The following is a 26066-nucleotide window of genomic DNA, read 5'->3' on the forward strand; positions in this document are numbered from 1 at the left end:
GCGTGGCCGTGCCGTCCTGAACCACCAGGGCACCGTCCGCGCCGAGCGTGACCACCACGGCGGACGGGCCGGCCAGCGCGGCGGCCAGCGCGGCGGCCTCGCCGGGGCTCTCGGGCTCGGGGGCCCGGGCCAGGACGCCCAGCTCCGAACGGTTCGGCACGAGGACGTCGACCGCGCCGAGGATCTCCGGCGGCAGCTCGCGGGCCGGGGCCGGGTTCAGCACGACCCGACCCCCCGCGCCGTGCACGGCGGCGGCGACGGCCTCGAGCGAGATCTCCAGCTGTACCAACGTCACCGCCGCCCCGGACAGCGGCGCGGCCGCGGCCGCGATGTCGTCCGGGCCGAGGCGGGCGTTCGCGCCCGGGCTGACCGCGATCGTGTTCTCACCGCCGTCGGCGACCGTGATCAGCGCGATGCCGCTCGGCACGTCTGGCACCCGGCGCAGCCACGAGGTGTCCACCCCGGCACCGTCCAAAGCGGACAGAATGGTCGGCGCGAGCGCGTCGTCCCCGACACAGCCCACGAACGCAACGGACGAGCCGAGCTTGGCGGCCGCGACCGACTGGTTCGCGCCCTTCCCGCCCGGCATGCGCAGGTGGTCCCGGCCGAGCACGGTCTCCCCCGGCCCCGGCAGCACCGAGACGGGAACGACGAAGTCGACGTTGCAGGAACCAACAACGACGACGGTGCTCACTGGGTCGCTGCGCTCACTGTGTTGGATGGTTCGCTCCGCTTCTGCGCTACTCGCCGTCTTCCCTCCTCACGTGCTCGGCGCTGACGCGCCTGCGCGCGACCGTCAGTCCAGACGGCGAACGCTCCGTCACTCCCGCTCACAGTGTTGAATGGTTCGCTCCGCTTCTGCGCTACCCGCCGTCTTCCCTCCTCACGTGCTCGGCGCTGACGCGCCTGCGCGCGACCGTCAGTCCAGACGGCGAACGCTCCGTCACTCCCGCTCACAGTGTTGAATGGTTCGCTCCGCTCACTCCGCGCTCGACTGGGCCCAGAGGTTGATCCCGCTGTCCTCGGCGAACCGGTCGATCTCGGCCAGCTCGTCGTCGGTGAACTCCAGCGTGTGCAGCGCGGCCAGGTTGTCGTCCAGCTGCCGCACGCTCGACGCGCCGATCACCGTCGAGGTCATCCGCTCGTCGCGCAGTGTCCAGGCCAGCGCCATCTGGGCCAGCGTCTGCCCACGCCCCTTCGCGATCTCGTTCAGCGTGCGGATCCGGTTCAGGTTCTCCTCGTTCAGGAAGTCCTTCGACAGCGACCCGTCCCGGCTCGCGCGTGACCCCTCCGGGATGCCGTCGAGGTAGCGGTCGGTCAGCATGCCCTGCGCCAGCGGCGAGAACCCGATGCAGCCGACGCCGAGCTCGCCGAGCGTGTCCAGCAGCTCCGGCTCGATCCAGCGGTTGAGCATCGAGTACGACGGCTGGTGGATCAGCAGCCGCACGCCCATGCCGGCGAGCAGCGCGTGCGCCTCCCGGGTCTTGGCCGGCGAGTACGACGAGATGCCGACGTAGAGCGCCTTGCCCTGCCGCACCGCCGAGGCGAGCGCGCCCATGGTCTCGTCGAGCGGGGTGTCCGGGTCGAAGCGGTGCGAGTAGAAGATGTCGACGTAGTCCAGGCCCATCCGGGCCAGGCTCGCATCGAGGCTCGCCAGCAGGTACTTGCGCGAGCCACCGCCCTGGCCGTAGGGGCCGGGCCACATGTCGTAGCCGGCCTTCGTGGAGATGATCAGCTCGTCCCGGTACGGGCGGAAGTCCTGCGCCAGCAGCGTGCCGAGGTTCTCCTCGGCGGAGCCGTAGGGCGGGCCGTAGTTGTTGGCCAGGTCGAAATGGGTGACGCCGCGGTCGAACGCGCGCCGCAGGATCTCCCGGCACCGCTCGAGCGGGACCTCGGTGCCGAAGTTCTGCCACAGGCCGAGTGAGATCGCCGGCAGGTCCAGGCCGCTGTCACCGCTGCGCCGGTAGGACATCTGGTCGTAGCGGTCCGCCGCGGCCCCGTAGGCCGGGATCGTCATCTCGCGCCTCCTCGACTTGCGATTCGCGGGTAGCGTGCATGGTATGTCCGCACTGGTGGGCAATGTCGGCTGGATGGGCTGGAACCTTGTGCTGGCCCTGGTTCCGCTCGTGCTCGCACGGTTCCTGTTCGGTCACCGGCCGCGACCGGTGTGGCTACTGTGGACCGGCGGCGCGGTGTTCGTGGCGTTCCTGCCGAACGCGCCGTACGTGCTGACCGACGTGCTGCACCTGCCGTACGACATGTCCGCGGCGCACGGCTCGCCGTGGCTCGCGGCCGCACTGGCCGCCCAGTACGCGTGCTTCATCGGCGTGGGGTTCGTGGCGTACGTGCTGTCGCTGGTCCGGCTGGAGCGGTGGCTGAAGGCGGGGGGCCTCTCGTTCCGGGCGGTGCTCGCGGTCGACCTGTCGCTGCACGCGTTGTGCGCGTTCGGGATCCTGCTGGGCCGGGTGTTCCGGTTCAACTCGTGGGACCTGGTGACCGACCCGCACGGGCTCGTCGACGTGCTCACGGTGCCGCAGCCGCGGACGGTCGCGGTGCTGCTGGTGCTGTTCGCGGCGCTCGCCGGCGGGGCGGCGGTACTGCGCGCCCTGCCGGCGGTCGTCGACCGCGCCGCTCGGTCCGTCTAGCCGTCCTGGAGGTTCGCGAGCTTCTCCTTCACCCGCGTGAGCTCGGCCTCCAACTCGGCGAGGCGGGCCTGGTGCTGCTGGCGGGCGGTGTCCAGGACGCTCTCGATCGCCTTCGAGATGTCCTCGTGCAGCTCGGCGGCGGCCCGGGAGACCGCGGCGGCCGGGATCGACAGGCCTTGCAGCAGGCGGCTGCCGGACTGGGTCAGCTCGGCCTGCCACTCCCCGTCCAGCGTGCCGGTGACCGTGAGCGTCAGCTCGACGGTCCGGGTCTTGCGGGCGGTGCTGCCGGGCTTGCGACCGCGCTTGCGGGGCGCCTCCGCCGGTGCCTCGGCGTCGGCCACGGCCTCGGTTGCCGGGGCGGTTTCGGCGGCCGGGGCGGCGTCGGTCGGCTCCTGCGCCTCGCTCGGGGTGGACACCATCACGCTCCTTCGATCATGACTACGGCTGGGGAAGCAACATTAGAACATCCGTTCCCCAGGCGCACCGGCGCCCCGCCGCGGGAACCGCCGGGCTCGTCCGGCTCGTCCAGTACGGTGCACGCGGAGAAGGAGTGTCACATGAGATTCGCCCGGTTCGTCTTGCTCGCACTGACCGCCGGTCTGGCTCTGACCGGCTGCTCGACGAGCGTCGAGGGTGCCCCGAAGGACGACGGCCGGCCCACCGGCAGGCTCACCGCCGAGGAGCTCGGCGACCTACGCACGATCAACCCGTGCAGCCTGACCGGGCCCTTCGCGTTCGAGGAGTACGGCGAGGCGCAGCTGCCGGCCGAACCGACCATGGACGCGTGCCTGATCACGGTGACGATCGACGACGAGGACGCCATCATCGAGCTCGGGCAGCTCCAGCACGTCGACGCGCTCCCGTCAGGCCGGCAGGACGTCCGGCAGCTGACCCGAGGCGCGACGGTCGCCGAGGTGCCGACGCAGATCAGGGGCGCCTGCTCGATGGCGTTGCTGCTGGCCGACGACACGGCCATGTCCGCGACCGCCACGGCGAAGCTGGTGGACACCGTGCCACAGGAGACGTTGTGCACGCTCGCCCAGGCCGGCGCCGAGGGGATCTTCCACGCGGTGGGCAACAACCTGGTGCGGCACTGGGAGCCCGCGCACAACTCGCTGGCCAGGGTGTCGGCGTGCGGGCTCCTGCCGGCGGACAAGGTCGCCACGCAGCTGGGCATCACCAGTGACCGGGTCTCCCTCTACCCCGCCGAGCACCAGTGCCGCTGGGGCCGGCCGGGCGGCGACACCGCGACGCTGAAGCTGGACTTCCCGGTCGGCCACTCGCCCAACGTGGCCGGCGTGTCGGACCGGACCCGCGGCGAGCCGGTCGCCGGCCGCCCGACCTGGGTCGTCGCCAACAGCACCAGCGAGCTCCTCGTGTGCACCGTGGCCACCGAACACATCCCGTTCGGGCTCGGCCGAGACCTGCGGGAGTACGCCGTGCTGCGGGTGAGCGTCCCGGCATCGTCCGGAAAGGACGCCTGCGCGATCGGCCGGGACCTGGCGGCCACGGCGTGGACCCAGCTCCCGGCCGGCGACTAGTTGTACTGCTCGGAGGCCCACCGCGGCCGACCCCGCAAGGTCCACGGCCGCCCGAACATCGGCTGCTGCTACGTTTTCGCCGGCCACGGCATCACCCACATCGCACGCGTCCTGACCGACAACGGCAGCCGCTACCGCTCACACGCCTGGCGCGACCACCTCACCACACGCGGCATCCGGCACAGCCGCACCCGCATCCGCCGACCACAAACCAACGGCAAACGTCGAACGCTTCAACCGCACCCTGCTCGACGATGGCCTACCAACGCCGCTACCACGCCGCACTCGGCGGACGACCCCCCTCAACCGGTGCACCAACCGCACCGATCACGAGCGGCTTCCTGATCGACCGAGGGGATCGACACCGGCGTGATCTCGTCCAACCGCAACAACCGGGCCAGGTGACGTGCGTCTTTGGCGTCGGTCTTGACCCGGTCACCGGCCGGTCTCTGCAGCTTGCTCGGCGCCACCACCTCGCAGCGGAGCCCGGCCGCTGCCAACGCCCGATACAACCCCGAACCCGGTCGGCCCGGCCTCATACGCCACCGCCACCGGCCCCGGCAATCTCTCCAGCCAACACCGGATGTCCTCGTGCGACGGGGTCAGTCTGGACTCAAACAGCTCACCCGTGACGCCATCGATCGCCGCCGCCGCGACCGACCGTGCATGCACATCGAGCCCCACACTCGTACGCTCGGTAAAACCCGGGGCCTCCCACAAATGTCGGACAGGCCGAGCAGGCAGCCCCCGCCCGGCAACCCACGAATGTTCTGAGCGAGGCCCCGGCCCCGCAACCAACTCACAGCGAGCCAGTCACGCCATACCGTCTAGTCCTTGCGGTTGGTCAGGGCGAGACTCGCGCCCAAGCCGATCATCATCAGGCCGCCCGTGCCGCCGATCGCCGCCAGCCGGCGCGGGGAGCGGGCGAACCACGTCCGAGCCGTGGCCGCGGTGAGGGCCCACACACTGTCGCACAGCACGGCGATCACGGGGAACAGCATGCCCAGCAGGAGCATCTGCGCGGCGCCGTCGGCGAACTGCGGCAGCGCCACCACCATGAACACGATCGTCTTCGGGTTGGTGAAGCCGACGACGACACCGTCGCGCAGCGCGCGGACCGGGCCGATCCGCGGGACCGAGTCGGCGAGCGCGCCGGTGACCCGGCGGCGGTGCAGGATCGCCTGTACGCCGAGATAGACCAGGTACGCGGCACCGGCCAGCTTGACGACGGTGAACACGGCGGCCGACCGCTCCACGACCACGCCGACGCCGAGTGCCACCGCGACCACCTGCAGGTACGCGCCAGCCGCGTTGCCCACGACGGTCAGCAGCGCCTCCCGCCGGCCGACGGTCAGCGCGCGGCCGATGGTGAACAACACGCTCGGCCCCGGGATCACGATCATGACCAGCGACAGGACGGCGAACGCGAGGACCTCGCTCGGCGACATCACGCCGCCGACACTAGGCCGGCACCGGCACCGCGTCACCGGATTTTGCGCGCACCAGCACGCCGAGCATGACGACCACGATCGCCGCCACCGCGGTCGTCGCCATCGTCCGCTCGACCAGGCCGAGCGGTACGAACCGCCACCACGGCCCACCGCCGGCGGCCATCCGCGCCACGCCGACGAGCAGCAGGCCCAGCCCGCTGAGCGAGATCAGTCCGAGCCCCTGCGTGAGCAGCCGCCAGCCCGGCGCGGCGCGGAACACGGTCCGGGCCACGAGCAGCACCGCGAGCGGCAGCGCGACGAACCCGACCACGCTGGCGTAGCGGTGGATCACGCCGCCGAAGCTCGGCCCGATCGTCCAGTCGGTCTTGGTGAAGGTGACCACCACGAGCAGGCTCAGTGTCCACAATGCACCGAGCACGACCGGCGCGGACAGCGGCCGGACCAACCGGCGCCGGACGAGCGCGGCGAACGCCAGCGCGGAGCCGGCGGCCACCAGCAGCACCGCCAGGTCGAAGATCCACTTGCCGGGCCCGAGCTGGTACTCGCTGATGGTCCGGCGGATGGGGCTGATCTCGTTGGTCGGCGGCAGCACGTGCAGCGCGAACATGAGCACGACGCCGATTACGAGCGCACCGAGGCTCGCCAGTGTCACCAGTCTTCCCGGGGCCATGCGTTCGACATTAATCAGCGAAGGTGAGAGGACCGTAAGACGACATACCGGACACCGCTGGCCGAGCCGGGAACGGGGACTCGCGGGGTCAGGTGCGGGAGTTGATCAGGACCGCGAAGCCGTCCATGAGCCGTGCCAGGCCGAACACGAAGTCCTCGTCCGTCGGGTCCTCCTCCGGCGTGAACACGTCCGCCGCGAGAACCTCGTGCAGTGCGGGGAAGTCGGCCGGGTCGGTGAGCGCGCCGAGGATCGCGCCGTAGTTGGTCAGCACGTGGGTCGCGGCCGGGTCGCCCGCCGCGAGCGCCGCGTCGATCTGCGCGCTCAGCGTCGCCCAGCTGCGCGTGTAGCTGGTCAACGTCAGGATCACCGACATCTTCTCGTGCGGCTCGAGCGGCGTGCCGGCCAGGCAGCGCAGGCCCTGCTCGAGGAAGGCGATCGACTTGGGGGTGACCGGCGGCCCGGTGATCGGCACCTGCAACACCCACTTGTGCCGCCGGTAGGCCGCGAGCTCGTTCCATGCCCACCGCTCCAGGCCCGCCCGCCAGCCGTCCGGGCCGACCAGGCCGGCGGACAGGTCCGGGGCATCCCCGAGGGCCGAGTCGACCATCAGCGCGATCAGCTCGTCCTTTGACGCCACGTACCGGTAGAGCGCCATCGCCGACGTGCCGAGCTCCTTCGCCACCCGGCTCATCGACACCGCGCCGATGCCTTCACCAGCCGCGACCGCGACCCCGGCGGCGACGACCCGCTCCAGGCTCAGCGCGCGTTTCGGGCCCCTGGTCGGCCGCTCGCGCACGCCCCAGGCCAGCTCGAAGCTGGCCGGCAGCCCGGTCTCGCCGTCCATCACCTGGCCCATCACCCCGACCTCATCTCAGGGAAAGCCCCGATCCACTGTTTACGACCTACGCAGTACAGTTTATGCCATACGCAGTGCGCACTGTGATTCTCGTAGGTCAACAGGAGAGGGAACCCATGTCCCACGAGCCAGCCATCGAGGCTACTGGTCTCGAGAAGTCCTACGGCGAGGTGCGGGTGCTCGGCGGTGTCGACATCGCCGTGGCCCGCGGCGACGTGTACGCGCTGCTCGGACCGAACGGCGCCGGCAAGACGACGACCGTGCGCATCCTCGCCACGCTGCTGCGCCCGGACGCCGGCACCGCCCGGGTCGCCGGCTTCGACACCGTCCGCGAGCGTGGCCGGGTCCGCCGCAGCATCAGCCTGACCGGCCAGGACACCGCGATCGACGAGCTGCAGACCGGCGCGGAGAACCTGCGGATGATGGCCCGGCTTTCCCGGCTACCGAAGGCCCGAGCCCGGGCCAGGGCCGACGAGCTGCTCGAGCGGTTCGATCTGGTCGAGGCCGGCGACCGCCGGGTCGGCACCTACTCCGGCGGCATGCGCCGTCGACTCGACCTCGCCGCCAGCCTGATCATCCGGCCGGCCGTGCTCTTCCTCGACGAGCCGACCACCGGTCTCGACCCGCGCAGCCGCCAGTCGGTGTGGGAGGTCGTCACCGGGCTCACCCGCGACGGCGTGACGATCCTCCTGACCACCCAGTACCTGGAGGAGGCCGACCGGCTCGCCGACCGCGTGGCCGTGATGGACGGCGGCGAGATCGTCGCGGAGGGCACCTCCGCGGAGCTCAAGCAGGAGGTCGGCAGGCACCGGCTGGACCTCACGGCCACCGACCGCGCCGCGTTCGACGAGCTCGTTCTCGCGCTCGGCCCGCGCGCCGTGCAGCCGGCCGCCGACCGGCTGGCGGTCTCCGTCGCCACCGACGGCAGCGCGGGCCACGTGCGCGCGCTGCTCGACGAGCTCGACCCGAGCCGCCGCGCGGTCGACCGGTTCACCGTCCACAGCGCGACCCTCGACGACGTGTTCCTCGCCCTCACCGGGCACACCACCGACAAGGAGCCGGTCAGTGTCTGATCAAATGTCTGAGCTCGCCCTTCGCCCCCCGTCGTTCACCGGCGACATGCGCGCCATGGCCGCCCGTTCGGTCCGGCTCTCCGTCCGCAACATGGACGCGCTGCTCACCGCCCTGTTCCTGCCGGTCATGCTGATGCTGCTGTTCGTCTACCTGTTCGGCGGCGCCATCGAGACCGGCACGCAGTACGTCACCTACGTGGTCCCGGGCGTGATCCTGCTGTGCGCCGGCTTCGGCTCCTCGCTCACCGCGGTCGCCGTCACCCAGGACATGAACGGCGGCATCATGGACCGCTTCCGCTCGATGGACGTCAGCGGCGCGGCCGTGCTCGCGGGGCACGTGGTGGCGAGCGTCGCGCGGAACCTGCTGTCCACCGTGCTGGTGGTCGCGGTCGCCCTGCTGATCGGCTTCCGCCCGCAGGCCGATGCGGCCCAGTGGCTGGCCGCGGTCGGCGTGCTGCTGCTGTTCGTGCTCGCGTTCTCGTGGGTCTCCGCGGCCGTCGGGCTGATCACCCGCTCCGCGGAGGCGGCCGGCGGGTTCACGTTCTTCGTGATGTTCCTGCCCTACCCGTCGAGCGCGTTCGTGCCGATCGACACGATGCCGTCGTGGATCCACGGCTTCGCCGAGCACCAGCCGTTCACCCCGGTCATCGAGTCGATGCGTGGACTGCTGCTGGACACGCCGGTCGGCAACGCACCGTGGCTCGCGATCGCCTGGTGCGGCGGGATCCTCGCGGTCGCGGTCGCCGCGTCCGGCTTCCTGTTCCACCGCCGCATCTCCTGACGGAACCAAACCACGGCCGGTCCCGTCCACCCCAGGCATGAGACCGACCGTGCTCGTCGTCGCGGTGACGACCCTGCTCACCTTGGTCATCGCGTGCGGCTCGCATCGGACGGGGACACCTCGCGTTCGAACCCGACGGCTGGGCCCCGAAACGCCTCGCCGCGCTGAGCACCGAGCCGATCCGGCTGGACGCGTTCGCGAGCTGGTTCGGCGGAGCGGACTCGGTCGAGCCGCCTCCCGAGGAACGACCTGCCGAGCCGGACACCACATACGTCGCGGCCACCGACTCGACCGGCTGCCGGACACCGGAGGCGGTGCGGGTGTCGCTCGTGGACACGGACCTGCGCGTGCGGTTCGTCGGCGGCACGGATCACGAGGAGTGCGTCCGCGCGGTCGGCCCGGTCGCCCACGTGGCGGTGCCGGGCGAGTGGACGCGGTCCGTGCGGACCGTCAACGGCGAGGTGCCGGTGGCCCCCGAGGGACCGGGCCGGCTCACCGACTTCGTGCCGATCGGGACCTCGCGGCTCGACCCGGCCGCGGTGGAGCTCGGCGACACGGCCGCACTGCGCACGCGGCTCGCGGCCGCGGGTGTCGAGCTGACCGATGCCGTCACGGTCGCGCTGGAGCGGCGGCCGCCGCCGGGCCATCGCGGGTACGCGTTCGTCATGTCCGGATGCGCCGACACCGCGGCGGTGCTGCTGCTCGCCCGCGAGCGGATCACCGCCGCCCTCACCGGCGGCGGGGACGTGGCGTGCGGCGCGCCCGAGCACTTCCTGGTCACGTTCCGCGTCGAGGCCGAGCTCGTGCCGCCGGGCGTGCCTCTCGGCTTCTGAGCCAGGGCCTGTCTCGTGGATCATCGTGCCAGGTCTCGCGCCGGCCAAACGTAACCTCAGGGGACCGTGACGGCACCCAGCCACAGTCAACCGGACATCCGCACCGTTCGCCCGAACGCAACCAACACTTTGAATTCCGGGGAGGCGGGCTGGTTCCGGGGAGGCGGACTAGTCGGACATCTTGAGCAAAGTGGCCCTGCCGTCCTCGAAGGCCAGCAACGAGCCCTCGCCCCAGTTCAGCCGCGTGCCGTCGGAGCCCGCGAGGTCGCCCGCGGCGTGCACCTCCCGCGGCGACGAACCCTCGCCACCGGCCGGGTCGGGCGCGACCTTCAGCGTGCCGGGCAGCTCGACGTAGGCGACAGCGCCGGAGCCCGGCACCCACGCCGGGTACGCGACCTCGCCCTCGGCCACCGGGCGCGCGGTGCCGCCCTCCACCGGCACGACCTTCGCCCGCCCGCCCTCGGGTTCGACCGAGGAGTACGACTCCAGCGAGTCCACGAGCAGCGACCGGCCCTCCGGCGAGAACGACAGCAGCATGCGGTCCTCATCGGCCCCGGGTAGCACCGTCCACTCGTCGCGCTCGCCGGCCACGTCCGCGGCGACCACCTCGGCGTTGCGCAACCCGCACGTCCATGCCATCAGCTCCGCCGACCAGGCGAGCGCGGTCAGCGCGGGCCGCTCGCAGCGGACCTCGCGAACCGTGGTCAGCTTGCCGTCGGAGACACTGACCGACATCAGGTCCGTCGACTCCAGCTTGGACGGGGTGCCGCGGGCGAAACGCACGGACTTGCCGTCCGGCGACCACGACGGCAGCATGTCGATCATCGACGGCGGCGCGATATCGCCGGCCGAGGCCTCGGCCACGCCGTCGTCGGTGAGGTTGCGCGTCTTCCCCGTGCGGAGGTCGAACACCCACACGTCCGGGTCGAACCCCTGCCTCGTGAAGTCCTCGGTGAATGCGATCATCGAGCCGTCCGGCGACCACTGCGCGCCCCGCGGGTCCGCGTGCACGCCGGGGCCCGCGCACCGCTCGTCCGAGCCGTCCAGCGCGGTGACGCACAGGTCCAGCTCGTCCAGCCGCAATACCCGGCTCCCGTCGGGCGAGAGCCGCAGCGGGCCGCTCGCGGTCACCGGGGTGCTGCCGGTGACCCGCAACGTCTCCGGGTCCAGCCGATCGGGGCCGGCGCCGCCCGCCGTGGACTGGGTACAACCGGCGAGCAGTACGCAGCCCGCGAGCACAGCGACACGCCGCACGACTTCCTCCCCCGACCGAACCGGCCCGGGTGTCGCCACCCGGGCCGGCCCATTTCGCCTACTGGAACGAGACCTCGAGTGTCCCGTCCCTCGCGACGGCTGCCCGGACCTCCGTGCCCCGCGTCGTCGTCACGACCTCGTAGTCGACCGCGCGGCCGTTGTAGGTCACGCTGGACGGCCGCGTGCCCGCCGGCAGCACCGTGCCGACGGTCAGGTCGGTGCGCAGCCGGTCGAGCCGGACCGAGGTGGCCAGCGTGTCGCCCGAGCGCCAGACCTTGACGTCGACCGAACCCCGGCCCAGCCGGATGTCCGACCCGGCGATGCGCTCCTGGCCGTCGGGCAGCTGCGGGATCACCGACAGCCGGCCGTTGCCCAGGTCCGGCGCGACGCCGAGGTGCTGGTGCACGACCGGCCACAGGATCCCGTAGGCACCCCACGCCTGCAACGACATCGAGCGGTCGTAGAACGGCCGGCCGATGTTCGCCGGGAAGTCCGGCGACGGCGCGATCTCCGGCATCGCACCCGGCGTCTCCCACACCGTGGGGTCGAGCTGGATGCGGGCGTTGCCGGTCGTGTACGTCCGCTGTGGACCGAGCCGGCCGAAGTTGCCCTCCGCCACCGCCATCACGCCGGTGTTGAGGGAGAACGTCGACCGCTCGCTCTTCACCGTGGACACCACGCTGTCGCACGACGGGCCGGGGTTGCCCTCCGGCGCGGAGGTCGGGCCGCTGCCGGTGTGGTAGAGCCCGAACTCGCCCGTGTAGCAGTCCTTCTCGCGCTGGGCCAGCGCGACCGGGCCGTGCTCGGGGCTCGCCAGCGGGCTGCCGCCCGGCAGCTCGATCTCCATCGGGGACACGCCGGTCCAGTGCCGCTGGAAGACCGGGGCGTTGTCGTTGGCCGGGTTCTCCGGGTCGTCGATCGACTCGGCGTAGGCCTTCGCGTCACCGGGGGTCCACCAGGTCGCCTCGAACCGCGACCGGAGGTCGGCCGCGCGCTCGCTCGCCCACGTCTCCGTGGCGTCGTCGCCCAAGCTGGCCGCCATGTCCGCGAGGTCGAGCAGCCCGCGGATGAAGTAGGCGGTGCTGTCCAGCTTCTCCTCGCCCATGCCCGCACGCTCGACGTTGCCGAGGCCCTCGAGCCAGCCGTCGCCGTCCTCGTCGAGCGTCTCGTCCACGTACCGCAGGTTGCGGACCGTGAAGTCGTACAGGTCGTCGCGGAAGCGGTCGTCGCCGGTCCAGCGCCACAGCAGGGCGACCGCGCTCGGGAACTTCACCGTCTCGTCGGTGTTGCCCGCGTCGTCGTTCGCGCCGAAGTAGACGTCGCCGGTGTGCATGACCTCGTGCACGAGCTTTCCGCTGCCCTCGTTGACGACCTCGCTGACGTCACGGAGCGCCCGCAGGTGCGCCTTGATCGGCTCGAACTGGCCGGCGGCCACCGCGGCGAACGCCGTGTACTCGCCGTCCGTGCCGAACATCCACGGGTAGTCCGGGAAGCCGGCGCCGTAGAAGCGCGCCTCCTCCAGCGTGCCGGCGGGCTCCGGGAAGGCGTTGCCCTCGTCGACGTCCCGCAGCCGCATGTCGTGCGCCTCCTGCACGGAGTCGGCCAGGTTCTGCTTGCTCCAGTCGACGCTGCGCTGCAGCAGCCGGTCGCCCGGGATGTCGACCTTCGTGTTGCCGGCCAGCGCCATTCGTCCGTCCACCTTGGACCGCAGCGCGGCGACCGGGTTCTTCGACGCCCGCCTGAACTCGGCGCGCGCCGCGGCCGGGCCCGCGTCGGAGCCGGCCACGGTGAACCACAGCGTGGTCTCCTTGCCCGGCTTGAGCGGGACGTCGTAGGTCAGCCGGCCACCCGTGCCCTTGCCGAACGCCGAGTCGTCGCACTTCGGCGGCGCCTCGCCCTCGGCCGGGCAGACCACGGCCGGATCCTGCGGACCGCGGTGGTCCGGGCCGAGCTCGTGGCCGGACGGCCGCGCGGAGGAGCCCACCACGGCGGCGTAGTCGTGCGCGCCGGTGCCCGGCGACGTGCCCTTCTCGCGGAAGGTCAGCGTGCCGTCGGCGTACGCGCCGGTGTCCGCCAGGTTCACCTCGGCGGCACCGGGCGTGGTCCAGCCCCACGGGTAGTTCGGCATCAGCTCGGAGTGCGCGTCCATCGCGAGCCGCACGTCGCGCCGCGTGTCGCTGCGCAGCGTCAGGCCGATCACGTTGCCCCGCGCGCCGTCCGGTGCGAAGTCGATCCGGCCGACCGACAGGCCGTCCGCACCGGCGTAGTCGAAGCGCTGGTAGCCCCAGCCCGACGTGTACTTGGTGGCGGCCACGTCGGCGCCGAGCCACGCGTCGTCGACGGCGAACCAGATGCCGTCGAGCAGCTTCAGCGGCGGCGTCCAGATGCCGCCCATCTCACCGCGGATGTGCCAGCCGGTGGCCGGGTACAGGCCGGTCTCGTCGCCCATCGCGATCACGCGGTCGCCGGTCACCAGTGCCCGGCGGTCGGCCAGGCGGGTGGTCTCCGACAGCTCGACCAGGCTTCGGCCCGCCAGCGCACCTCCCGTGATTGAGTCCACAGTGGACTGCGGTGCGGCGGTCGCGGCGGTCGGGGCACCCAGCCCCGCGACGGTGGCCAGTACGGCCAGGGCTAAGAAAGTCTTGCTCCTGCGCATCTACTTGACGCCTCCAGCGGTCAGGCCGGCGATGATCCGGCGCTGGAAGATCAGGACCACGATGACCAGCGGAACAGTGACCACGACACCGGCGGCCATCTTGGTCCCGAACGGACTGTCGAACCCGGAGATACCGGTGAACTGGGAGATCGCGACCGTCGCGGTCTTCATCTCCTTCTCGTTCACCATGGACAGTGCGATGATGAACTCGTTCCACGCGGCGATGAACGTGATGATCGCCGTGGTGAACATGCCCGGCGCGGCCAGCGGCAGGATCACCTTGCGGAAGGCCTGGCCACGGGTGAGACCGTCCACCATGGCCGCCTCCTCCAGTTCCTTCGGCATCTGCCGGAAGAACGTGGCGAGCACCCACACCGCGAGCGGCAGCGCGAACGACAGGCTCGGCACGACCATCGCCTGGTAGGTGTTGATCCAGCCGATCTCGGTGAACAGCTTCAGCAGCGGCACGATCAGCGAGATGCCCGGGAACATCGACGTCGCGATGATGATCCCGGCGGCCACGTTCTTGAACCGGAAGTTCAACCGCGCCAGCGTGTACGCCGCGAACGTGCCGATGACCAGCGTGAGCAGCGTCGTGACACCCGCGACGACCACGCTGTTGACCAGGTTGCGGCCGAACCCGACCCCCGGGCCGAACACGGCCTCGAAGTTGTCCATCGAGATCGGGTTGGGGAACAGGGAGTTGTCCGCCTGGTCGTTGGGCTGGCGCAGCGCCGAGGCGACCATCCAGTAGAACGGCACCAGGCAGTAGACGACGATGAGGACGATGCCCAGCGTCGAGAGCCAGCGACGGCCGGCGAGGCTCTTCGCGTTGCTCATACCGGCACCGCCTCCTTCTCCTCCGGCTCCGCCGGCGCTCTCGACTTTCGCCGCCGCTCGGCGCGGGTGCGTTCCCTCGCCTCACCGATCAGGTCGGCGCCGAGGAGCTTGACGAACACGTAGGCGACGATCGCCACATAGACGAACAGGACCGTCGCGTACGCCGCCGCGGGTCCGTACCGAAGCTGGCGCGCCTCCTCGAACGCCAGCATGGACAGCGTCTCCACGGACTCCTTGCGCGCGCCGATGAGCACGTACGGGAGATCGAAGATCCGCAGCACGTCCATGACCCGGAACAGCACCGCGACCAGCAGCGCCGGTTTGACCAGCGGCAGCGTGATCCGCCAGAAGCGGGCCCAGGCGTTGGCACCGTCGACCCGGGCCGCCTCGTAGACCTCGTTCGGGATGATCTGCAGACCGGCCAGCACGAGCAGGCCGACGAACGGTGCCGTCTTCCACGTGTCCGCCACCAGTACCGCGATCTTCGCCTCGAAGCCCTCGGTGGTCCACAGGATCTGGGTGTTGAGGATCTCGTTGGCGATGCCGTCGGCCTGGAAGATCCACTGCCACAGCAGGGCGGACATGGCGGTCGGCACCGCCCACGGCACCAGGACGCTGGCCCGGACCAGGCCCCTGCCCCGCAGCGCGTGGTGCATCACCAGGGCCATGGCGACACCGAGGACGACCTCGATGGTCACTCCGACCACGGTGAAGAACGTGGTGTTGTAGAACGCGTTCCAGAACCGGGAGGCGACCTCGCCGGTGACGAGGTCGGCGTAGTTGTCGGCGCCGACGAACTGGTCGCCCTCGACGACGAACCCGCTCTCGTCGAGCCCTTCCTGTCTGCGGTACATCGACTCACGGACGGCGGCGATGAGGGGGTAGACGATCACCAGTGCCAGCACGACGAACGTCGGCGAGAGCAGCAGGATGGCGAGCCGCCCGTGACGTTGTGGGCTGGTGGTGGCGTTTCCGCCCGCGGCGGGCGGCAGAGCAGGCGCGGTCACGACGATCTCCCGTAGGTGTTCAGGGGGCCTCCGGCCGAGCGGCGGTGTGCCGCCCGGCCGGACACCTCGTCCCTTACTCCGCGGTCAGCTCTTCGAGCTTGGACTGCAGATCACTCAGCGCCTGATCGGTCGTCATCTCGCCGTTCATCGCGCCGTACGCGGCCTCCTGGATGGCCGCCGTGACATCGCCGTACTTCACGACCTTGGGCCGTGCCACCGCACTCTCGATGGACGCCTTCAGGGTCGGCAGGTACGGGAACTGGTCGATCAGCTCCTGGTCGTCGTACAGGCTGGCCCGGGTGGGCGCCTGCGAGGTGGCGAGCAGGTTGGACTTCTGCGACTCCTCGCTGGAGAAGTACTTGATGAAGTCCAGCGCGGTCGCCTTGTTCGGCGCGAACGCCGAGATCGCGAAGTTGTGCCCGCCGAGCGAGGACACGCCGGGGCCGTCCTTGCCGGGCAGCGGGGCCACGTCGAACTTGCCGGCGACCTTCGAGGTGCCGTCGGTGGCGTTGGCCAGCGCCCACTGGTACGGCCACTGCCGGTGGAAGATCAGCTGGCCGTCCTGGAAGGCGCGCCGGCCCGGCTCCTCCTGGAACGTGACGGCCGCCTTCGGGATCTCACCCGACTTGATGCCCTCGACCAGGAAGTTCAGCCCATCCTTGGCAGCATCGGTGTTGACGTCCGGCTTGCCGCTCTCGTCCACGACGGTGCCGCCCGCGGACTGCACGGCCTCGGAGAAGTTCACCGTCAGGCCCTCGTACTTGTCGAACTGGCCCGCGTAGCAGCCAATGTTCTTACCCTCGGGCAGCGCCTTGACCTTGGCGCAGGCGTCGGACATCTCGGCCCACGTCTTCGGCGGCTCCGCGACGCCCGCCTTGTCCAACAGGTCCTTGCGGTAGTACAGCAGGCCGCCGTCGGAGTACACCGGCACCGCGTACATCTTGTCGCGGTACATCGCGGTGTCCATCGCCGGCTCGAGGAAGTTGTCGACGTCGAACTCGTCCTGCGGCAACTCGACGACCCAGCGGTTCGCGGCGAACTCCGCGGTCCAGACGACGTCCAGGTTGAGCACGGTGTACGCGTCCGACTTGACCTGGGCGTTCTGGATCATCTGGTTGCGCTGCTCGTCGGCGGCCTCGGGCAGCTCGGTGATCGTGACCTTCTCGTCGGGGTGGTCGGTGTTCCACTGGTCGACCAGCTTCTGCATGTTGCCCGACGTGTCCTTGCCGGTCGCGAACGTGATGGGCCCGCGACCCTCGAGGGCCGGCGCCGCACCCCCGCCACCCGAGTCACCGCCGCTACCGCCGCCACCGTCGTCGCCACAACCCGCCAGCGCGACGGCCGCGACAGCAAGGATGGCAGCAGTGCGCGCCCTTGCTCCAGCACTCATTTCTGTTTACTCCTGTCGATCCGTGACTGCACCGCACCTTGAATTTCCGCCACGTGGATCAAGTGCACAGTCAAGGGCTTCCTGAAAGGGTTCGCGGAGACTCCGCAGCATCAAGAGGCACCGGGGAGGCGTCCGCCTCCGGGTGCGGATCCACCGCCTGAGTCATTCTCGACTCCCTTACGCCCGGTCCTTTTCGGACCCGGCCTCCGATGCGATTGCACAACCTAGTGCACGAGTAGGCACTTGATCGGTTAATGGCGGACTAGCCTGGACCAGCGCGCGCCTTGGCGTCAAGCCCGAGCTGGCCCCATCCGCCCGAAGGGAGGCCAGGTAGCGACCGAACAGCCCACCGGTCGCGACCGCGACATCGTTCCGACACCGTCCCGTGTCCTTCCGCCACCGGTTCCGGGGCGCGGCAGCGCACGTGAGCCCATGATCGGTGGTATGGGAGCCGGTCCGCGTGTCGGTGCGCTAATCACGGGTGGTGCATGGTTGCTATTCGACAACAATGATGCATCGTCCCCGCCAATTACCGCTCCGCAGTGTGGCGAACACGCGCGGTTCACGAGAAGTCTTCGCGAGAAAGTCAGGGGATCTCGAAGTGGGCGATCGCGCGCTCGTCCAGACTGCCCAGGTACACCGTGCCAGCCACCTCGCGGACGCCGGTGACCATGTGGAAGTCCGGGCGGGTACCGCAGAAGTCGTGCACGACCCGGCCGGTGGCGCCGTCCACGGCGCGCACCCAGACGATCCGCTTCTCCTTGACCTGCAACGCCTCGGGCAGCGCCCAGACCGCCTTGCGCAGGGCCGGGTGCAGCCGGCTGGAGATGTCGAGCGCGACGATGCGCGGGCTCGCCATGGCGATCCAGATCAGCCCGTCCGAGCCGGTGGCGAGGTTGTCCGGGAAGCCCGGCAGCCCGGCAGCGAAGACGTCCACCTCGCCCTGGCGGTCACCGGTGAGCTCGACCTTGTCGAGCTGGTACGCCCCGGTCTGCGCGACGACCACATAGGACTCGTCGGCCGCGAGCGCCACGCCGTTGGCGAAGTGCAGGCCGCCGACCAGCGTCTCGACGGTGCCGTCCGGGTCGCGGCGGAGCAGCCGGCCGGTGCCGCGGTGCTCGAGCAGGTCGGCCTTCCAGTGCTCGAGGTCGAACCGGTTGGTGGAGTCGGTGAAGTAGACGGTGCCGTCGGCGGCCACCGCGGCGTTGTTGCACACCCGCAGGTCCTCACCCCGCTCGACGAGCACCTCGATGTCGCCGCTGACCCGCTCGACAAGCAGCAGCCCGCGCGCGGCGTCGCAGACCAGCAGCCGGCCGTCGGGGTATGCCTCGATGCCCAGCGGCCGCCCGCCGGTGTCCGCGATCGTGTCGAGCCGCCGCCCGTCCCGGGTGAGCCGCAGGATGCGCCCGTCCTCGACGCCGGTGAACACGTTCCCGTGGTCGACCAGCACGTCCTCGGTGCCCCGCCCGTTGACCTGGACCACGGTGAGCGGCGGCAACGTGTTCTTCGCCGGCCGTCCCACCGCCTTGGCCGGCCGCCAGACCACTGGGTCAATCGGTGGACGTCGCATGGCACCCCTTGTCTCAACCTCGACATCGAATCAGGCCGAGGGCTTCGCAACCGCACCTCAGGGGACCGTGACGCAAACCAGCCCCAAGTACGTGACCAACGGCACCTTCCCTCCGCCAAGGTGACCAACACATTGAAATCCGGGGAGGCGGCACAGTCATGACCCCTGCCTACCTCACGGTTCGCCGGCCAGCAAGCTCACGGACTCGGGTCGTAGGCGGCCCGGCCGTACCAGCCGAGGGCCGCCCGCAGCTCCCGCGTCTCGCGCAGCCGGCTCACCCGGCGCCGCTCGTGGCCGACCGGGAAGACCCGGAACCCGCCCGCGTACTCCGGCCCGAGGTCCACTTGGGACGTGTCGTGCGGCCACACGACCAGCCACGGCCGGCGGCCGTGCTCGACCACGCGCACGCGGGCGAGCTGGCCCCACGGCACCAGCCGGGACCGGGTGCCGCGGCCGACCGTGAGCCCGTCGCCGGACACCTCGATCCACCGCCGCGGGCGAAGCAGGATCCACCACATCCGCACCGCCGACACGACGAGCAGCACGACGCCGGCGAAGGACAGCAACGCGGTGCCGTCGTCCTTCACGACCTCGGCATGCCGGTAAATCAACAGGCACACGATCGCGCCGACCGTGGCGAGTGTGCCCAGGACCAGCGCGGACACCCGGGAGACCCGGAACACCGCCCGGCTCCCCGCGGCGGGTGGCCCACCGGTCGGCGGACCTGACGGCGCCGCCGCCACCGGGCCACTGCGCGGCTGGGCCACCGGCTGGACTCCGGGCTGGGGAACGGGCGGGGTCACCGGTGGGGCCTGGTCCGGCGGTGGCCCAGTCACCGGTGGGGCCTGGTCCGGCGGTGGCCCAGTCACCGGTGGGGCCTGGTCCGGCGCCGGGGTGCCCGGCGACCGGCCGTAGTGGCCGTCGTGGCGGTGACCGCCGAACGGCAGCGGTGGCGAACCCACCTTCGTGTAGGGCTTCGTCGGCGGTCGCGGCGTGGGCCGGCCCAGCTCCGTCTCCTGCTCGGTCACCATCGCGCGCACGCGTTCCGGGAGCCACTCCGCGGCGTCCGGCATGCCGACCTCGGCCAGCAGCTCCGCCGGTGTCGGCCGGTCCGCCGGCGTGCGGGACAGGCAGCGCGCGGCCAGCGGGCGCAGCTCGGCCGGCACGCGGTCGAGGTCCGGGGTGGCGTGCACCGCCCGGTACATCAGCGCGGCCGCGTCGCCCGAGCCGAACGGGCCCTCGCCGGTCGCGGCGTAGACCAGCACCGCGCCGAGCGCGAACAGGTCGCTCGCCGGCGTGGCGTCGCGCCCCTCGATCTGCTCCGGCGAGAGGAACCCCGGCGTGCCGACGAACATGCCGGTCGCCGTCAGGCCCACGCTCTCCAGCGCCTTCGCGATGCCGAAGTCGATGACCCGGGGACCGTCCGCGGCGAGCAGCACGTTGCCCGGCTTGAGGTCCCGGTGCACGAGGCCCGCGCCGTGGATCGCCCGCAGTGCCTCCGCCAGACCCGCGACTAGCCGCCGCAGCGCCGGCAGCGGCAGCGGCCCGTGCGAGGAGACCGCGGTGAGCAGCGTCGGCCCGGGCACGTACTCGGTGGCCAGCCACAGCCCGTCGGGGTCGGCGTCCACGACCGCCGCCGTCCAGAAGCCGCCGACCGCCCGCACGGAGGCGACCTCCTGGCGGAACCGGTCCCGGAACCCCGGGTCGTCGGCGAGCTCGGGCCGGACCACCTTCACCGCGACCGGTCTGCCCCCGGGCGAGCGGGCCAGGTACACCATGCCCATGGCGCCGTTGCCGAGCCGGCCGAGCACCGTGTACTCACCGATCTTCGCCGGATCCTCGGTCCGCAGGTCCTGCACCGGCCGAACGATACCCACGTCACTACCGGTAGCTGAGCAGTTCGCGGTGTTCGCCCTCGAAATGGGCGTGCTCGTTGTACGTCAGCAGGCTCGTCCCGGACCGGCCGCGGACCAGCTTCGTGATGCCCGCGTTCACCATCGTCCGGTTGAGCGCGAGGTAGCCGTCCAGCGGCAGGTTCAGCAGCCGCGCGCACACCGCCCCGATCACCCCCGCCGACGTGAACACGAGCGCGCTGCCGCCGCCGGGCAGGTCGTCGAACACCGCGTCGAGCGCGGCGAGCGCGCCGCCGGAGAACTCCGCCCACGTGCCCGACCCGCCGGCCGGCGAGCCGCCGCCGATCCACACCCGCAGCGCGTCGTCCAGCTGCTCCTGGAACCGCCGGGCCGACGCGGCCAGGTCCGACGGGTCCGCCGCCTGGCCCTCGGGGACGAGGTTGACGTGGTCGTACTCGTTCCACCGCGGGTCCTGCCGCACGTCGAGGTCGATCCCGGCCGCCGGCAGGCACGCCGCCGCGGTCGCGAGCTGGCGGCGCAGCGTGCCGGACCAGACGGCGTGCACCGGCACCTCGCGGCGGCACAGCTCGTCACCGAGCACTTTGGACTGCAACGCCCCGGCCGGCGACAGCACGTCGTAGTCGGCGGTGCCGAACGACGCCTGCCCGTGCCGCAACAGGTAGACCGCACCCATCCCGCCTCCCCGGAATTCGAAGTGTTGGTTGCGTCCCAGCCAAACGTTGCGGATGTCCGGTTGATTGTGGCTGGGTGCCGTCACGGTCCCCTGAGGTTACGTTGGTCGATACGAGACCTCGTCGCCGTCAGGCGATTGCCGCGTCGCAGCGCGCTAGGAGGTACTCGACGAAACGGTTGAGCTGCCCGAACGCGGGGTTGTGCGTCTGGCCGGCGTGGAACCGGTAGTAGATCTGCTGCATGATCACCGCGAGCCGGAACGCGCCGAACACCTCGTAGAACGTCCAGTTCCGCGCGGACAGCCCGGTCCGCGCGCGGTAGTGGTCGAGGAGCTCCTGCCTGGTCGGCATGCCCGGCAGGTGGCTCGGCTGCTTGCGCATCGCCAGCGCCAGCTCGTCGTCGTCCGCCTGCGTCCAGTACGCGAGGCTGCCCGCGAGGTCCATCAGCGGGTCGCCGAGCGTGGCCATCTCCCAGTCGAGCACGCCGACCACCTCGAGCGCGTCGGAGAGCACCACGTTGTCGAACCGGAAGTCGTTGTGTATCACGCAGATCCGGACGTCGTCCGGCTGGTTCGCGGCGAGCCAGGCCATCACCTTCTCGGCCTCCGGCACGTCCGGCGTGCGGGCCTTGCGGTAGCGGTCCGACCAGCCGCGCACCTGCCGCTCGACGTAGCCCGCGCCCTTGCCGAGGTCGCCGAGCCCGGCGGCCTCGGCGTCGACCTCGTGCAGCTCGATCAGCCGGTCGAAGGTCCGGAACGCGAGATCGCGGGCGGCGGCGGGGGACAGCGTCATCCCCTCCGGCAGGTCACCGCGCAGAATGATGCCGTCGATGCGCTCCATCACGTAGAAGTCCGAGCCGAGCACGGCCGGGTCCGTGCACAGCGCCAGCACGTTCGGCACGTACGGGTAGACCGGGCGCAGCCTGCTCTGCACCCGGTACTCGCGCCGCATGTCGTGCGCGGACCTGGCCTTCTGGCCGGCGGGCGGGCGGCGCAGGATCAGCTCGCGCCCGGCGTAGCGCAGCAGGTAGGTCAGGTTCGAGGCACCGCCGGGGTACTGCCGCACCTCGCGCAGCTCACCCAGACCGTCCACATGGGACTCCAGCCACGCCGTCACCGCGGCGGTGTCGAACGCGTCCTCGTCGCGCACCTCGCCCGGCTGGTCCGCCAGCGTCGTCATGAGCCCTCCCGTTCCAAACTGGACCGAAGCCGCGACCAGTAGGTGCGCACCTGCCCGTCGACCAGCCGCGGCAGCAGCCGCTTGAGCCGCGCCGAGCGGCGCCCGTCGGGATGAGTCAGCACCAGGAAACGCTTGCGCGCCACCGCATCCACGACCTGGCCGGCCACGTCGTCGGCCGTCACCTTCGACGAGGCCATCAGCTTCTCCATGAGCACCGCGAGGCCCGCGTCGGGGCTGCGCAGCCGCTCCCCCAGGTTCGTCCGGAAGTACGCCGGGCAGACCACCGTGGTGTGCACGCCGTAGGGCTCGAGCTCGTGGCGCAGCGTCTCCGACAGCGCGATCACGCCGGCCTTCGTGACGTTGTAGGAGCTCATCGCGGGCAGGTTCATGATCCCGGCGAGCGAGGAGATGTTCACGATGTGGCCGGCGTGCTGGTCCTTGAACAGGGGCACGAACGTCCGGCAGCCGCGCACGACGCCCTTGAGGTTGATCTCCCAGATCCAGTCCCAGTCCTCGAGCGGGATCCGCTCGAACCGCCCGCCCGCACCGACGCCGGCGTTGTTGACGAGCACGTCCAGCCCGCCCCAGTCCTCCTGGCAGCGCTCCAGCGCGGCCCGCCAGCCGGCGTCGGTGGTGACGTCCAGCTCGATCGCGTTCTGCCCGAGCTCCTTCGCGACCGTCTCGGCCGCCGCGAGGTCCACATCGGACACGAGGACGCGTGCCCCGGTACCGGCGAACCGCGTGGCGATGGCGCGGCCGAGCCCGGATCCCGCCCCGGTGACGAGAACCCTCACGACGACCCCTCGCAGGCTCGGTGTCGCCGCTCGCGGTCGCCCTGTGTTTGATGGTTCGCTCCGCAAGCTCCGCTCACCGAGGCTCCTCGACGTAGGGCGCCAGCTCGTACCGAGCCACGAGGTTCAGGTGCACCTCGTCCGGGCCGTCCGCGAGCCGCAGCGCCCGCGCGGCCGCGTACGCGGCCGCGAGCGGGAAGTCGTCGGACACCCCGGCGGCGCCGTGCAGCTGGATGGCCATATCGATGACCTCCAGCGCGGTGTTCGGCACGGCCACCTTGATCTGCGACACCTCGCTGCGCGCACCGGCCAGACCCTCGGTGTCGAGCAGCCACGCGGTGTGCAGCACGAGCAGCCGGGCCTGGTTGATCGCGATCCGCGCCCGCGCGATCCGCTCCCGGTTGCCGCCGAGGTTCGCGAGCGGCTTGCCGAAGGCGACCCGGCTGGTGGCCCGGGCGCAGGCGAGCTCCAGGGCCCGCTCGGCCAGCCCGATCAACCGCATGCAGTGGTGGATGCGACCGGGCCCGAGCCGGCCCTGCGCGATCTCGAACCCGCGGCCGGGTCCGGCGATCACCGCGGACAGCGGCAGCCGGACGTCGGTGAAGGTGACCTCGCCGTGCCCGTACGGCTCGTCCTGGCCACCGAACACCGACAGCATCCGCTCGATCTTCACGCCGTCGGCGTCGATGGGCACCAGGACCATCGAGTGCCGCTGGTGACGCGGCGCGTCCGGGTCGGTCAGGCCCATGAAGATCACGAAGCCGCAGTTGGGGTGGCCCACCCCGGAGCTCCACCACTTCCGTCCGTTGAGGACGACCTCGTCGCCATCGACGACCGCGGTGGCGGCCATGTTGGTCGCGTCGGAGGAGGCGACCCCCGGCTCGGTCATGCAGAACGCGGAGCGGATCTCGCCGCGCAGCAGCGGGGCGAGCCAGCGTTGCTGCTGCTCGGGGCTGCCGTACTTGACCAGCACCTCGGCGTTGCCGGTGTCGGGCGCGTTGCAGTTGAAGATCTCGGGCGCGAGCGCGGAGCGGCCCATCTGCTCGGCGAGCGGCGCGTACTCGGCGTTGGACAACCCCGCGCCGCCGTGCTCGGTGTCGGGGAGGAAGAGGTTCCATAAGCCCTGCGCGCGGGCCTTGGCCTTGAGCTCCTCGACGACGGGCAACACGACCCACGGGTCGCGCGCCACCCGGAGCGTGCGGTGGTAGTCGGCCTCGACGGGTTCGATCTCCGTGCGCACGAAGTCACCGACGCGTCGCAGGTAGTCGGCCGCGCGGGCCGAGTGCGAGAAGTCCACGTCTGAAGACCATAGGCGCAAGATGCCGCCCCCGGGACTCGTCCCGGGGGCGGCATTGTTTGACCTAGCTCACGTGCCTAGCTCACTCGCCCGTGTAAAGCAGCAGGTTGGGCGTGCTCGGGTCGGCGTTGGTGATCTTGTCGGGAGTCGCCGCGCCGGACAGGCCCTCGGCGACCAGGTCCGGAGTCGCCTCCGGGTTGGCCGACAGGAACAGCGCCGCGGCGCCGGCCACGTGCGGGGTCGCCATCGAGGTGCCGCTGATCGTGTTGGTGGCACCGTCGTTCCAGGACGAGGTGATGTCCACGCCCGGGGCATACAGGTCGACGACCGAGCCGAAGTTGGAGAACTCGGCCTGGGCGTCGTTGATGTCCGACGCCGCCACGGTGATCGCCTCGGTGACGCGGGCCGGCGAGAAGCCGGAGGCGTCGGACGAGGAGTTGCCGGCCGCGATCGCGTAGGTCACGCCGGACGTGATCGAGTTGCGCACGGCGGTGTCGAGCGCCTCGTCGGCCCCGCCGCCGAGGCTCATGTTCGCCACGGACGGGCCGGTGTGGTTCTGGCTCACCCAGTCGATGCCGGCGACGACCTGCTCGGTGGTGCCGCTGCCGCTGTCGTCTAGCACGCGCACACCGACGATGTTGACGCCCTTGGCCACGCCGTACTCCGCGCCGCCGATGGTGCCGGCGACGTGCGTGCCGTGCCCGTGCCCGTCATCCGGGTCGTTGTCACCGTCGATGGCGTCGAAGCCACCGGTGGCCCGGCCCTCGAAGGTGGGGTGCTCGACCATGACACCGGTGTCGATCACGAACGCGGTGACGTTGTCAGCCAAGGGGCCATAGGTGTACGAGCTGTCCAGCGGCAGGTCCCGCTGGTCGAGCCGGTCGATGCCCCACGACGGCGGGTTGGGCTGCGTGTCCGAGACCGTGTACTTCTGGCTCTGCTGGACGTAGGCGACGTTGCTGTCCGCCGCCAGCTGCTTGGCCTGCGCCTCGGTGGCGGTCATCGAGAAGCCGTGCAGCGCGGACGTGTACTTGTAGCCGACCTGGGCGCCGTACTCGGCACCGAGGGTGTCGGCGGTCGTGCTGATCCCGGAGGCCGTGAAGTTGTTCTTCAGGACCACGATGTAGCGGCCGTCCACCGCGTTCGCGGTGTCGGCCAGACGGATCTGGCCTTCCTGCGCCTGTGCGGGCATCGCGACGACCGCGGCGACAGCCGCTGCCGCTGCCACGAAACCCACGCCGGCCAACAGCCGGCCCCGACTCATGCGCGTCATGTCTAGTTGACCCTTCCTGTCCCCGACCAATGTGGACAATGGCGTCGCATTTGCTGCGCCCCGTGAATGAATCCACGCATCGTTGTCCTATTGATATGCAACTCCTGCGGACAAACATTTAGCAATGCTTGCCAGTTGCCACTACTAGACCGAACAGACCAATCTGACTGCTGTATCCGGCTGTACGGTGAATGCGCTCACACAATGCTCGTCGCGGCAATTGACAATTTGCTACCGGCCAGTAGACCGATCGGTAACTTGCGGCGCACGCTGGGGTTATGACGCTCAGGATTCAGTTGGTGACAGCGACCCGGCAATTTACCTCAAGAATACTGCGCTCTCCAGAACACCAAAAATCGCGAATACAGATTCGATTCGCCGCAATTCGAGTTCCAGGCCCATTTCGACCGAATC

The 26066-nt window shown here is 70.8% G+C and carries 23 protein-coding genes and 1 pseudogene; 6 read left to right on the top strand and 18 right to left on the bottom strand.

Annotation, left to right across the window (positions count from 1 at the left end):
• Positions 1-694, bottom strand: a 694-nt coding sequence (locus ACRDTB_RS18000; RefSeq protein ID WP_431431697.1) for a ribokinase, incomplete at its 3' end; no start/stop codon positions are given.
• Between the two features lie 285 nt (positions 695-979).
• Entirely contained in the window at positions 980-2017 is a 1038-nt protein-coding gene (gene mgrA / locus ACRDTB_RS18005; protein ID WP_431431699.1) for an L-glyceraldehyde 3-phosphate reductase, read from the bottom strand.
• 43 nt (positions 2018-2060) lie between these two features.
• On the opposite strand from mgrA, the gene ACRDTB_RS18010 reads away from it, so the two are divergent.
• Positions 2061-2645: a DUF1361 domain-containing protein gene (locus tag ACRDTB_RS18010; protein ID WP_431431702.1), complete on the top strand. Its 585-nt coding sequence runs from the start codon at positions 2061-2063 to the stop codon at positions 2643-2645.
• Here ACRDTB_RS18010 and ACRDTB_RS18015 read toward each other — a convergent pair.
• Positions 2642-3064: a DUF6319 family protein gene (locus ACRDTB_RS18015; RefSeq protein WP_431431704.1), complete on the bottom strand. Its 423-nt coding sequence runs from the start codon at positions 3062-3064 to the stop codon at positions 2642-2644. The two genes, ACRDTB_RS18010 and ACRDTB_RS18015, sit on opposite strands and share 4 nt — an antisense overlap.
• 138 nt (positions 3065-3202) lie before the next feature.
• Here ACRDTB_RS18015 and ACRDTB_RS18020 point away from each other — a divergent pair, with 138 nt between their 5' ends.
• Both ACRDTB_RS18020 and ACRDTB_RS18025 read left to right on the top strand, forming a co-directional pair.
• Positions 3203-4186, top strand: coding sequence for a hypothetical protein (locus tag ACRDTB_RS18020; RefSeq protein WP_431431706.1), 984 nt, complete (start codon positions 3203-3205; stop codon positions 4184-4186).
• A gap of 75 nt (positions 4187-4261) precedes the next feature.
• Positions 4262-4433 (top strand): annotated as a pseudogene (locus tag ACRDTB_RS18025) (IS481 family transposase); the annotation flags it as partial.
• Positions 4434-5013: 580 nt separating this feature from the next.
• On the opposite strand, the gene ACRDTB_RS18030 reads toward ACRDTB_RS18025, so the two are convergent.
• From ACRDTB_RS18030 to ACRDTB_RS18040, 3 genes are all read right to left on the bottom strand, one after another.
• Positions 5014-5637, bottom strand: a complete 624-nt coding sequence (locus ACRDTB_RS18030) for a LysE family translocator (protein WP_431431708.1) — start codon at positions 5635-5637, stop codon at positions 5014-5016.
• 10 nt (positions 5638-5647) lie between these two features.
• Positions 5648-6307 (bottom strand): DUF998 domain-containing protein, encoded by a 660-nt coding sequence (locus tag ACRDTB_RS18035; protein ID WP_431431710.1) that lies wholly within the window; start codon positions 6305-6307, stop codon positions 5648-5650.
• An 88-nt stretch (positions 6308-6395) separates the two neighbouring features.
• Positions 6396-7163, bottom strand: a complete 768-nt coding sequence (locus ACRDTB_RS18040; RefSeq protein WP_431431712.1) for a TetR/AcrR family transcriptional regulator — start codon at positions 7161-7163, stop codon at positions 6396-6398.
• A 116-nt stretch (positions 7164-7279) separates the two neighbouring features.
• Here ACRDTB_RS18040 and ACRDTB_RS18045 point away from each other — a divergent pair, with 116 nt between their 5' ends.
• The 3 genes from ACRDTB_RS18045 (at position 7280) to ACRDTB_RS18055 (ending at position 9850) form a co-directional block, all read left to right on the top strand.
• A complete protein-coding gene (locus ACRDTB_RS18045) occupies positions 7280-8236 on the top strand; it encodes an ATP-binding cassette domain-containing protein (RefSeq protein ID WP_431431713.1) in 957 nt (318 codons plus the stop codon).
• Between the two features lie 4 nt (positions 8237-8240).
• Positions 8241-9017, top strand: coding sequence for an ABC transporter permease (locus ACRDTB_RS18050; RefSeq protein WP_431431715.1), 777 nt, complete (start codon positions 8241-8243; stop codon positions 9015-9017).
• A 320-nt stretch (positions 9018-9337) separates the two neighbouring features.
• The gene (locus ACRDTB_RS18055; RefSeq protein WP_431431716.1) at positions 9338-9850 is read left to right on the top strand and encodes a hypothetical protein; all 513 of its coding nucleotides are present in this window, start codon (positions 9338-9340) and stop codon (positions 9848-9850) included.
• A gap of 168 nt (positions 9851-10018) precedes the next feature.
• Here the strand turns inward: ACRDTB_RS18055 and ACRDTB_RS18060 are convergent, their stop codons facing one another.
• The 12 genes from ACRDTB_RS18060 to ACRDTB_RS18115 all read right to left on the bottom strand — a co-directional run bounded on the left by ACRDTB_RS18060 (position 10019) and on the right by ACRDTB_RS18115 (position 25652).
• Positions 10019-11104 (bottom strand): TolB family protein, encoded by a 1086-nt coding sequence (locus tag ACRDTB_RS18060; protein ID WP_431431718.1) that lies wholly within the window; start codon positions 11102-11104, stop codon positions 10019-10021.
• Between the two features lie 58 nt (positions 11105-11162).
• Positions 11163-13760 (bottom strand): hypothetical protein, encoded by a 2598-nt coding sequence (locus ACRDTB_RS18065; RefSeq protein WP_431431719.1) that lies wholly within the window; start codon positions 13758-13760, stop codon positions 11163-11165.
• Positions 13761-14600 carry a carbohydrate ABC transporter permease gene (locus ACRDTB_RS18070; RefSeq protein WP_431431721.1) on the bottom strand — a complete coding sequence of 280 codons (840 nt, stop codon included), beginning with the start codon at positions 14598-14600 and terminating at the stop codon, positions 13761-13763.
• A complete protein-coding gene (locus tag ACRDTB_RS18075) occupies positions 14597-15607 on the bottom strand; it encodes a carbohydrate ABC transporter permease (RefSeq protein WP_431431723.1) in 1011 nt (336 codons plus the stop codon). The genes ACRDTB_RS18070 and ACRDTB_RS18075 overlap by 4 nt, the downstream gene beginning before the upstream one ends.
• 73 nt (positions 15608-15680) lie before the next feature.
• On the bottom strand, positions 15681-16997 hold the full coding sequence (locus ACRDTB_RS18080) for an ABC transporter substrate-binding protein (RefSeq protein WP_431431725.1): 1317 nt from the start codon (positions 16995-16997) through the stop codon (positions 15681-15683).
• A gap of 586 nt (positions 16998-17583) precedes the next feature.
• Positions 17584-18543 carry an SMP-30/gluconolactonase/LRE family protein gene (locus ACRDTB_RS18085; protein ID WP_431431727.1) on the bottom strand — a complete coding sequence of 320 codons (960 nt, stop codon included), beginning with the start codon at positions 18541-18543 and terminating at the stop codon, positions 17584-17586.
• A 221-nt stretch (positions 18544-18764) separates the two neighbouring features.
• Positions 18765-20426, bottom strand: coding sequence for a serine/threonine-protein kinase (locus ACRDTB_RS18090; RefSeq protein ID WP_431431729.1), 1662 nt, complete (start codon positions 20424-20426; stop codon positions 18765-18767).
• Between the two features lie 22 nt (positions 20427-20448).
• Positions 20449-21114 carry a histidine phosphatase family protein gene (locus tag ACRDTB_RS18095; protein ID WP_431431731.1) on the bottom strand — a complete coding sequence of 222 codons (666 nt, stop codon included), beginning with the start codon at positions 21112-21114 and terminating at the stop codon, positions 20449-20451.
• A gap of 127 nt (positions 21115-21241) precedes the next feature.
• Positions 21242-22291, bottom strand: coding sequence for a phosphotransferase family protein (locus tag ACRDTB_RS18100; RefSeq protein ID WP_431431733.1), 1050 nt, complete (start codon positions 22289-22291; stop codon positions 21242-21244).
• On the bottom strand, positions 22288-23085 hold the full coding sequence (locus ACRDTB_RS18105; RefSeq protein WP_431431734.1) for an SDR family oxidoreductase: 798 nt from the start codon (positions 23083-23085) through the stop codon (positions 22288-22290). The genes ACRDTB_RS18100 and ACRDTB_RS18105 overlap by 4 nt, the downstream gene beginning before the upstream one ends.
• Positions 23086-23158: 73 nt before the next feature.
• A complete protein-coding gene (locus ACRDTB_RS18110; RefSeq protein ID WP_431431736.1) occupies positions 23159-24379 on the bottom strand; it encodes an acyl-CoA dehydrogenase family protein in 1221 nt (406 codons plus the stop codon).
• Positions 24380-24461: 82 nt separating this feature from the next.
• The gene (locus ACRDTB_RS18115) at positions 24462-25652 is read right to left on the bottom strand and encodes a S8 family peptidase (RefSeq protein WP_431431737.1); all 1191 of its coding nucleotides are present in this window, start codon (positions 25650-25652) and stop codon (positions 24462-24464) included.
• Positions 25653-26066 lie beyond the last annotated feature (414 nt).

It is taken from the genome of Actinophytocola sp. (assembly GCF_050699935.1).
Lineage (GTDB): Bacteria > Actinomycetota > Actinomycetes > Mycobacteriales > Pseudonocardiaceae > Actinophytocola.

Excerpts from the sequence above, each read along its gene's own strand:
- mgrA (WP_431431699.1), bottom strand. The coding sequence starts at position 2,017 with ATGACGATCCCGGCCTACGGGGCCGCGGCGGACCGCTACGACCAGATG.
- ACRDTB_RS18010 (WP_431431702.1), top strand. The coding sequence starts at position 2,061 with ATGTCCGCACTGGTGGGCAATGTCGGCTGGATGGGCTGGAACCTTGTG.
- ACRDTB_RS18015 (WP_431431704.1), bottom strand. The coding sequence starts at position 3,064 with ATGGTGTCCACCCCGAGCGAGGCGCAGGAGCCGACCGACGCCGCCCCG.
- ACRDTB_RS18020 (WP_431431706.1), top strand. The coding sequence starts at position 3,203 with ATGAGATTCGCCCGGTTCGTCTTGCTCGCACTGACCGCCGGTCTGGCT.
- ACRDTB_RS18035 (WP_431431710.1), bottom strand. The coding sequence starts at position 6,307 with ATGGCCCCGGGAAGACTGGTGACACTGGCGAGCCTCGGTGCGCTCGTA.
- ACRDTB_RS18040 (WP_431431712.1), bottom strand. The coding sequence starts at position 7,163 with ATGGGCCAGGTGATGGACGGCGAGACCGGGCTGCCGGCCAGCTTCGAG.
- ACRDTB_RS18045 (WP_431431713.1), top strand. The coding sequence starts at position 7,280 with ATGTCCCACGAGCCAGCCATCGAGGCTACTGGTCTCGAGAAGTCCTAC.
- ACRDTB_RS18050 (WP_431431715.1), top strand. The coding sequence starts at position 8,241 with ATGTCTGAGCTCGCCCTTCGCCCCCCGTCGTTCACCGGCGACATGCGC.
- ACRDTB_RS18065 (WP_431431719.1), bottom strand. The coding sequence starts at position 13,760 with ATGCGCAGGAGCAAGACTTTCTTAGCCCTGGCCGTACTGGCCACCGTC.
- ACRDTB_RS18070 (WP_431431721.1), bottom strand. The coding sequence starts at position 14,600 with ATGAGCAACGCGAAGAGCCTCGCCGGCCGTCGCTGGCTCTCGACGCTG.
- ACRDTB_RS18080 (WP_431431725.1), bottom strand. The coding sequence starts at position 16,997 with ATGAGTGCTGGAGCAAGGGCGCGCACTGCTGCCATCCTTGCTGTCGCG.
- ACRDTB_RS18095 (WP_431431731.1), bottom strand. The coding sequence starts at position 21,114 with ATGGGTGCGGTCTACCTGTTGCGGCACGGGCAGGCGTCGTTCGGCACC.
- ACRDTB_RS18100 (WP_431431733.1), bottom strand. The coding sequence starts at position 22,291 with ATGACGACGCTGGCGGACCAGCCGGGCGAGGTGCGCGACGAGGACGCG.
- ACRDTB_RS18115 (WP_431431737.1), bottom strand. The coding sequence starts at position 25,652 with ATGACGCGCATGAGTCGGGGCCGGCTGTTGGCCGGCGTGGGTTTCGTG.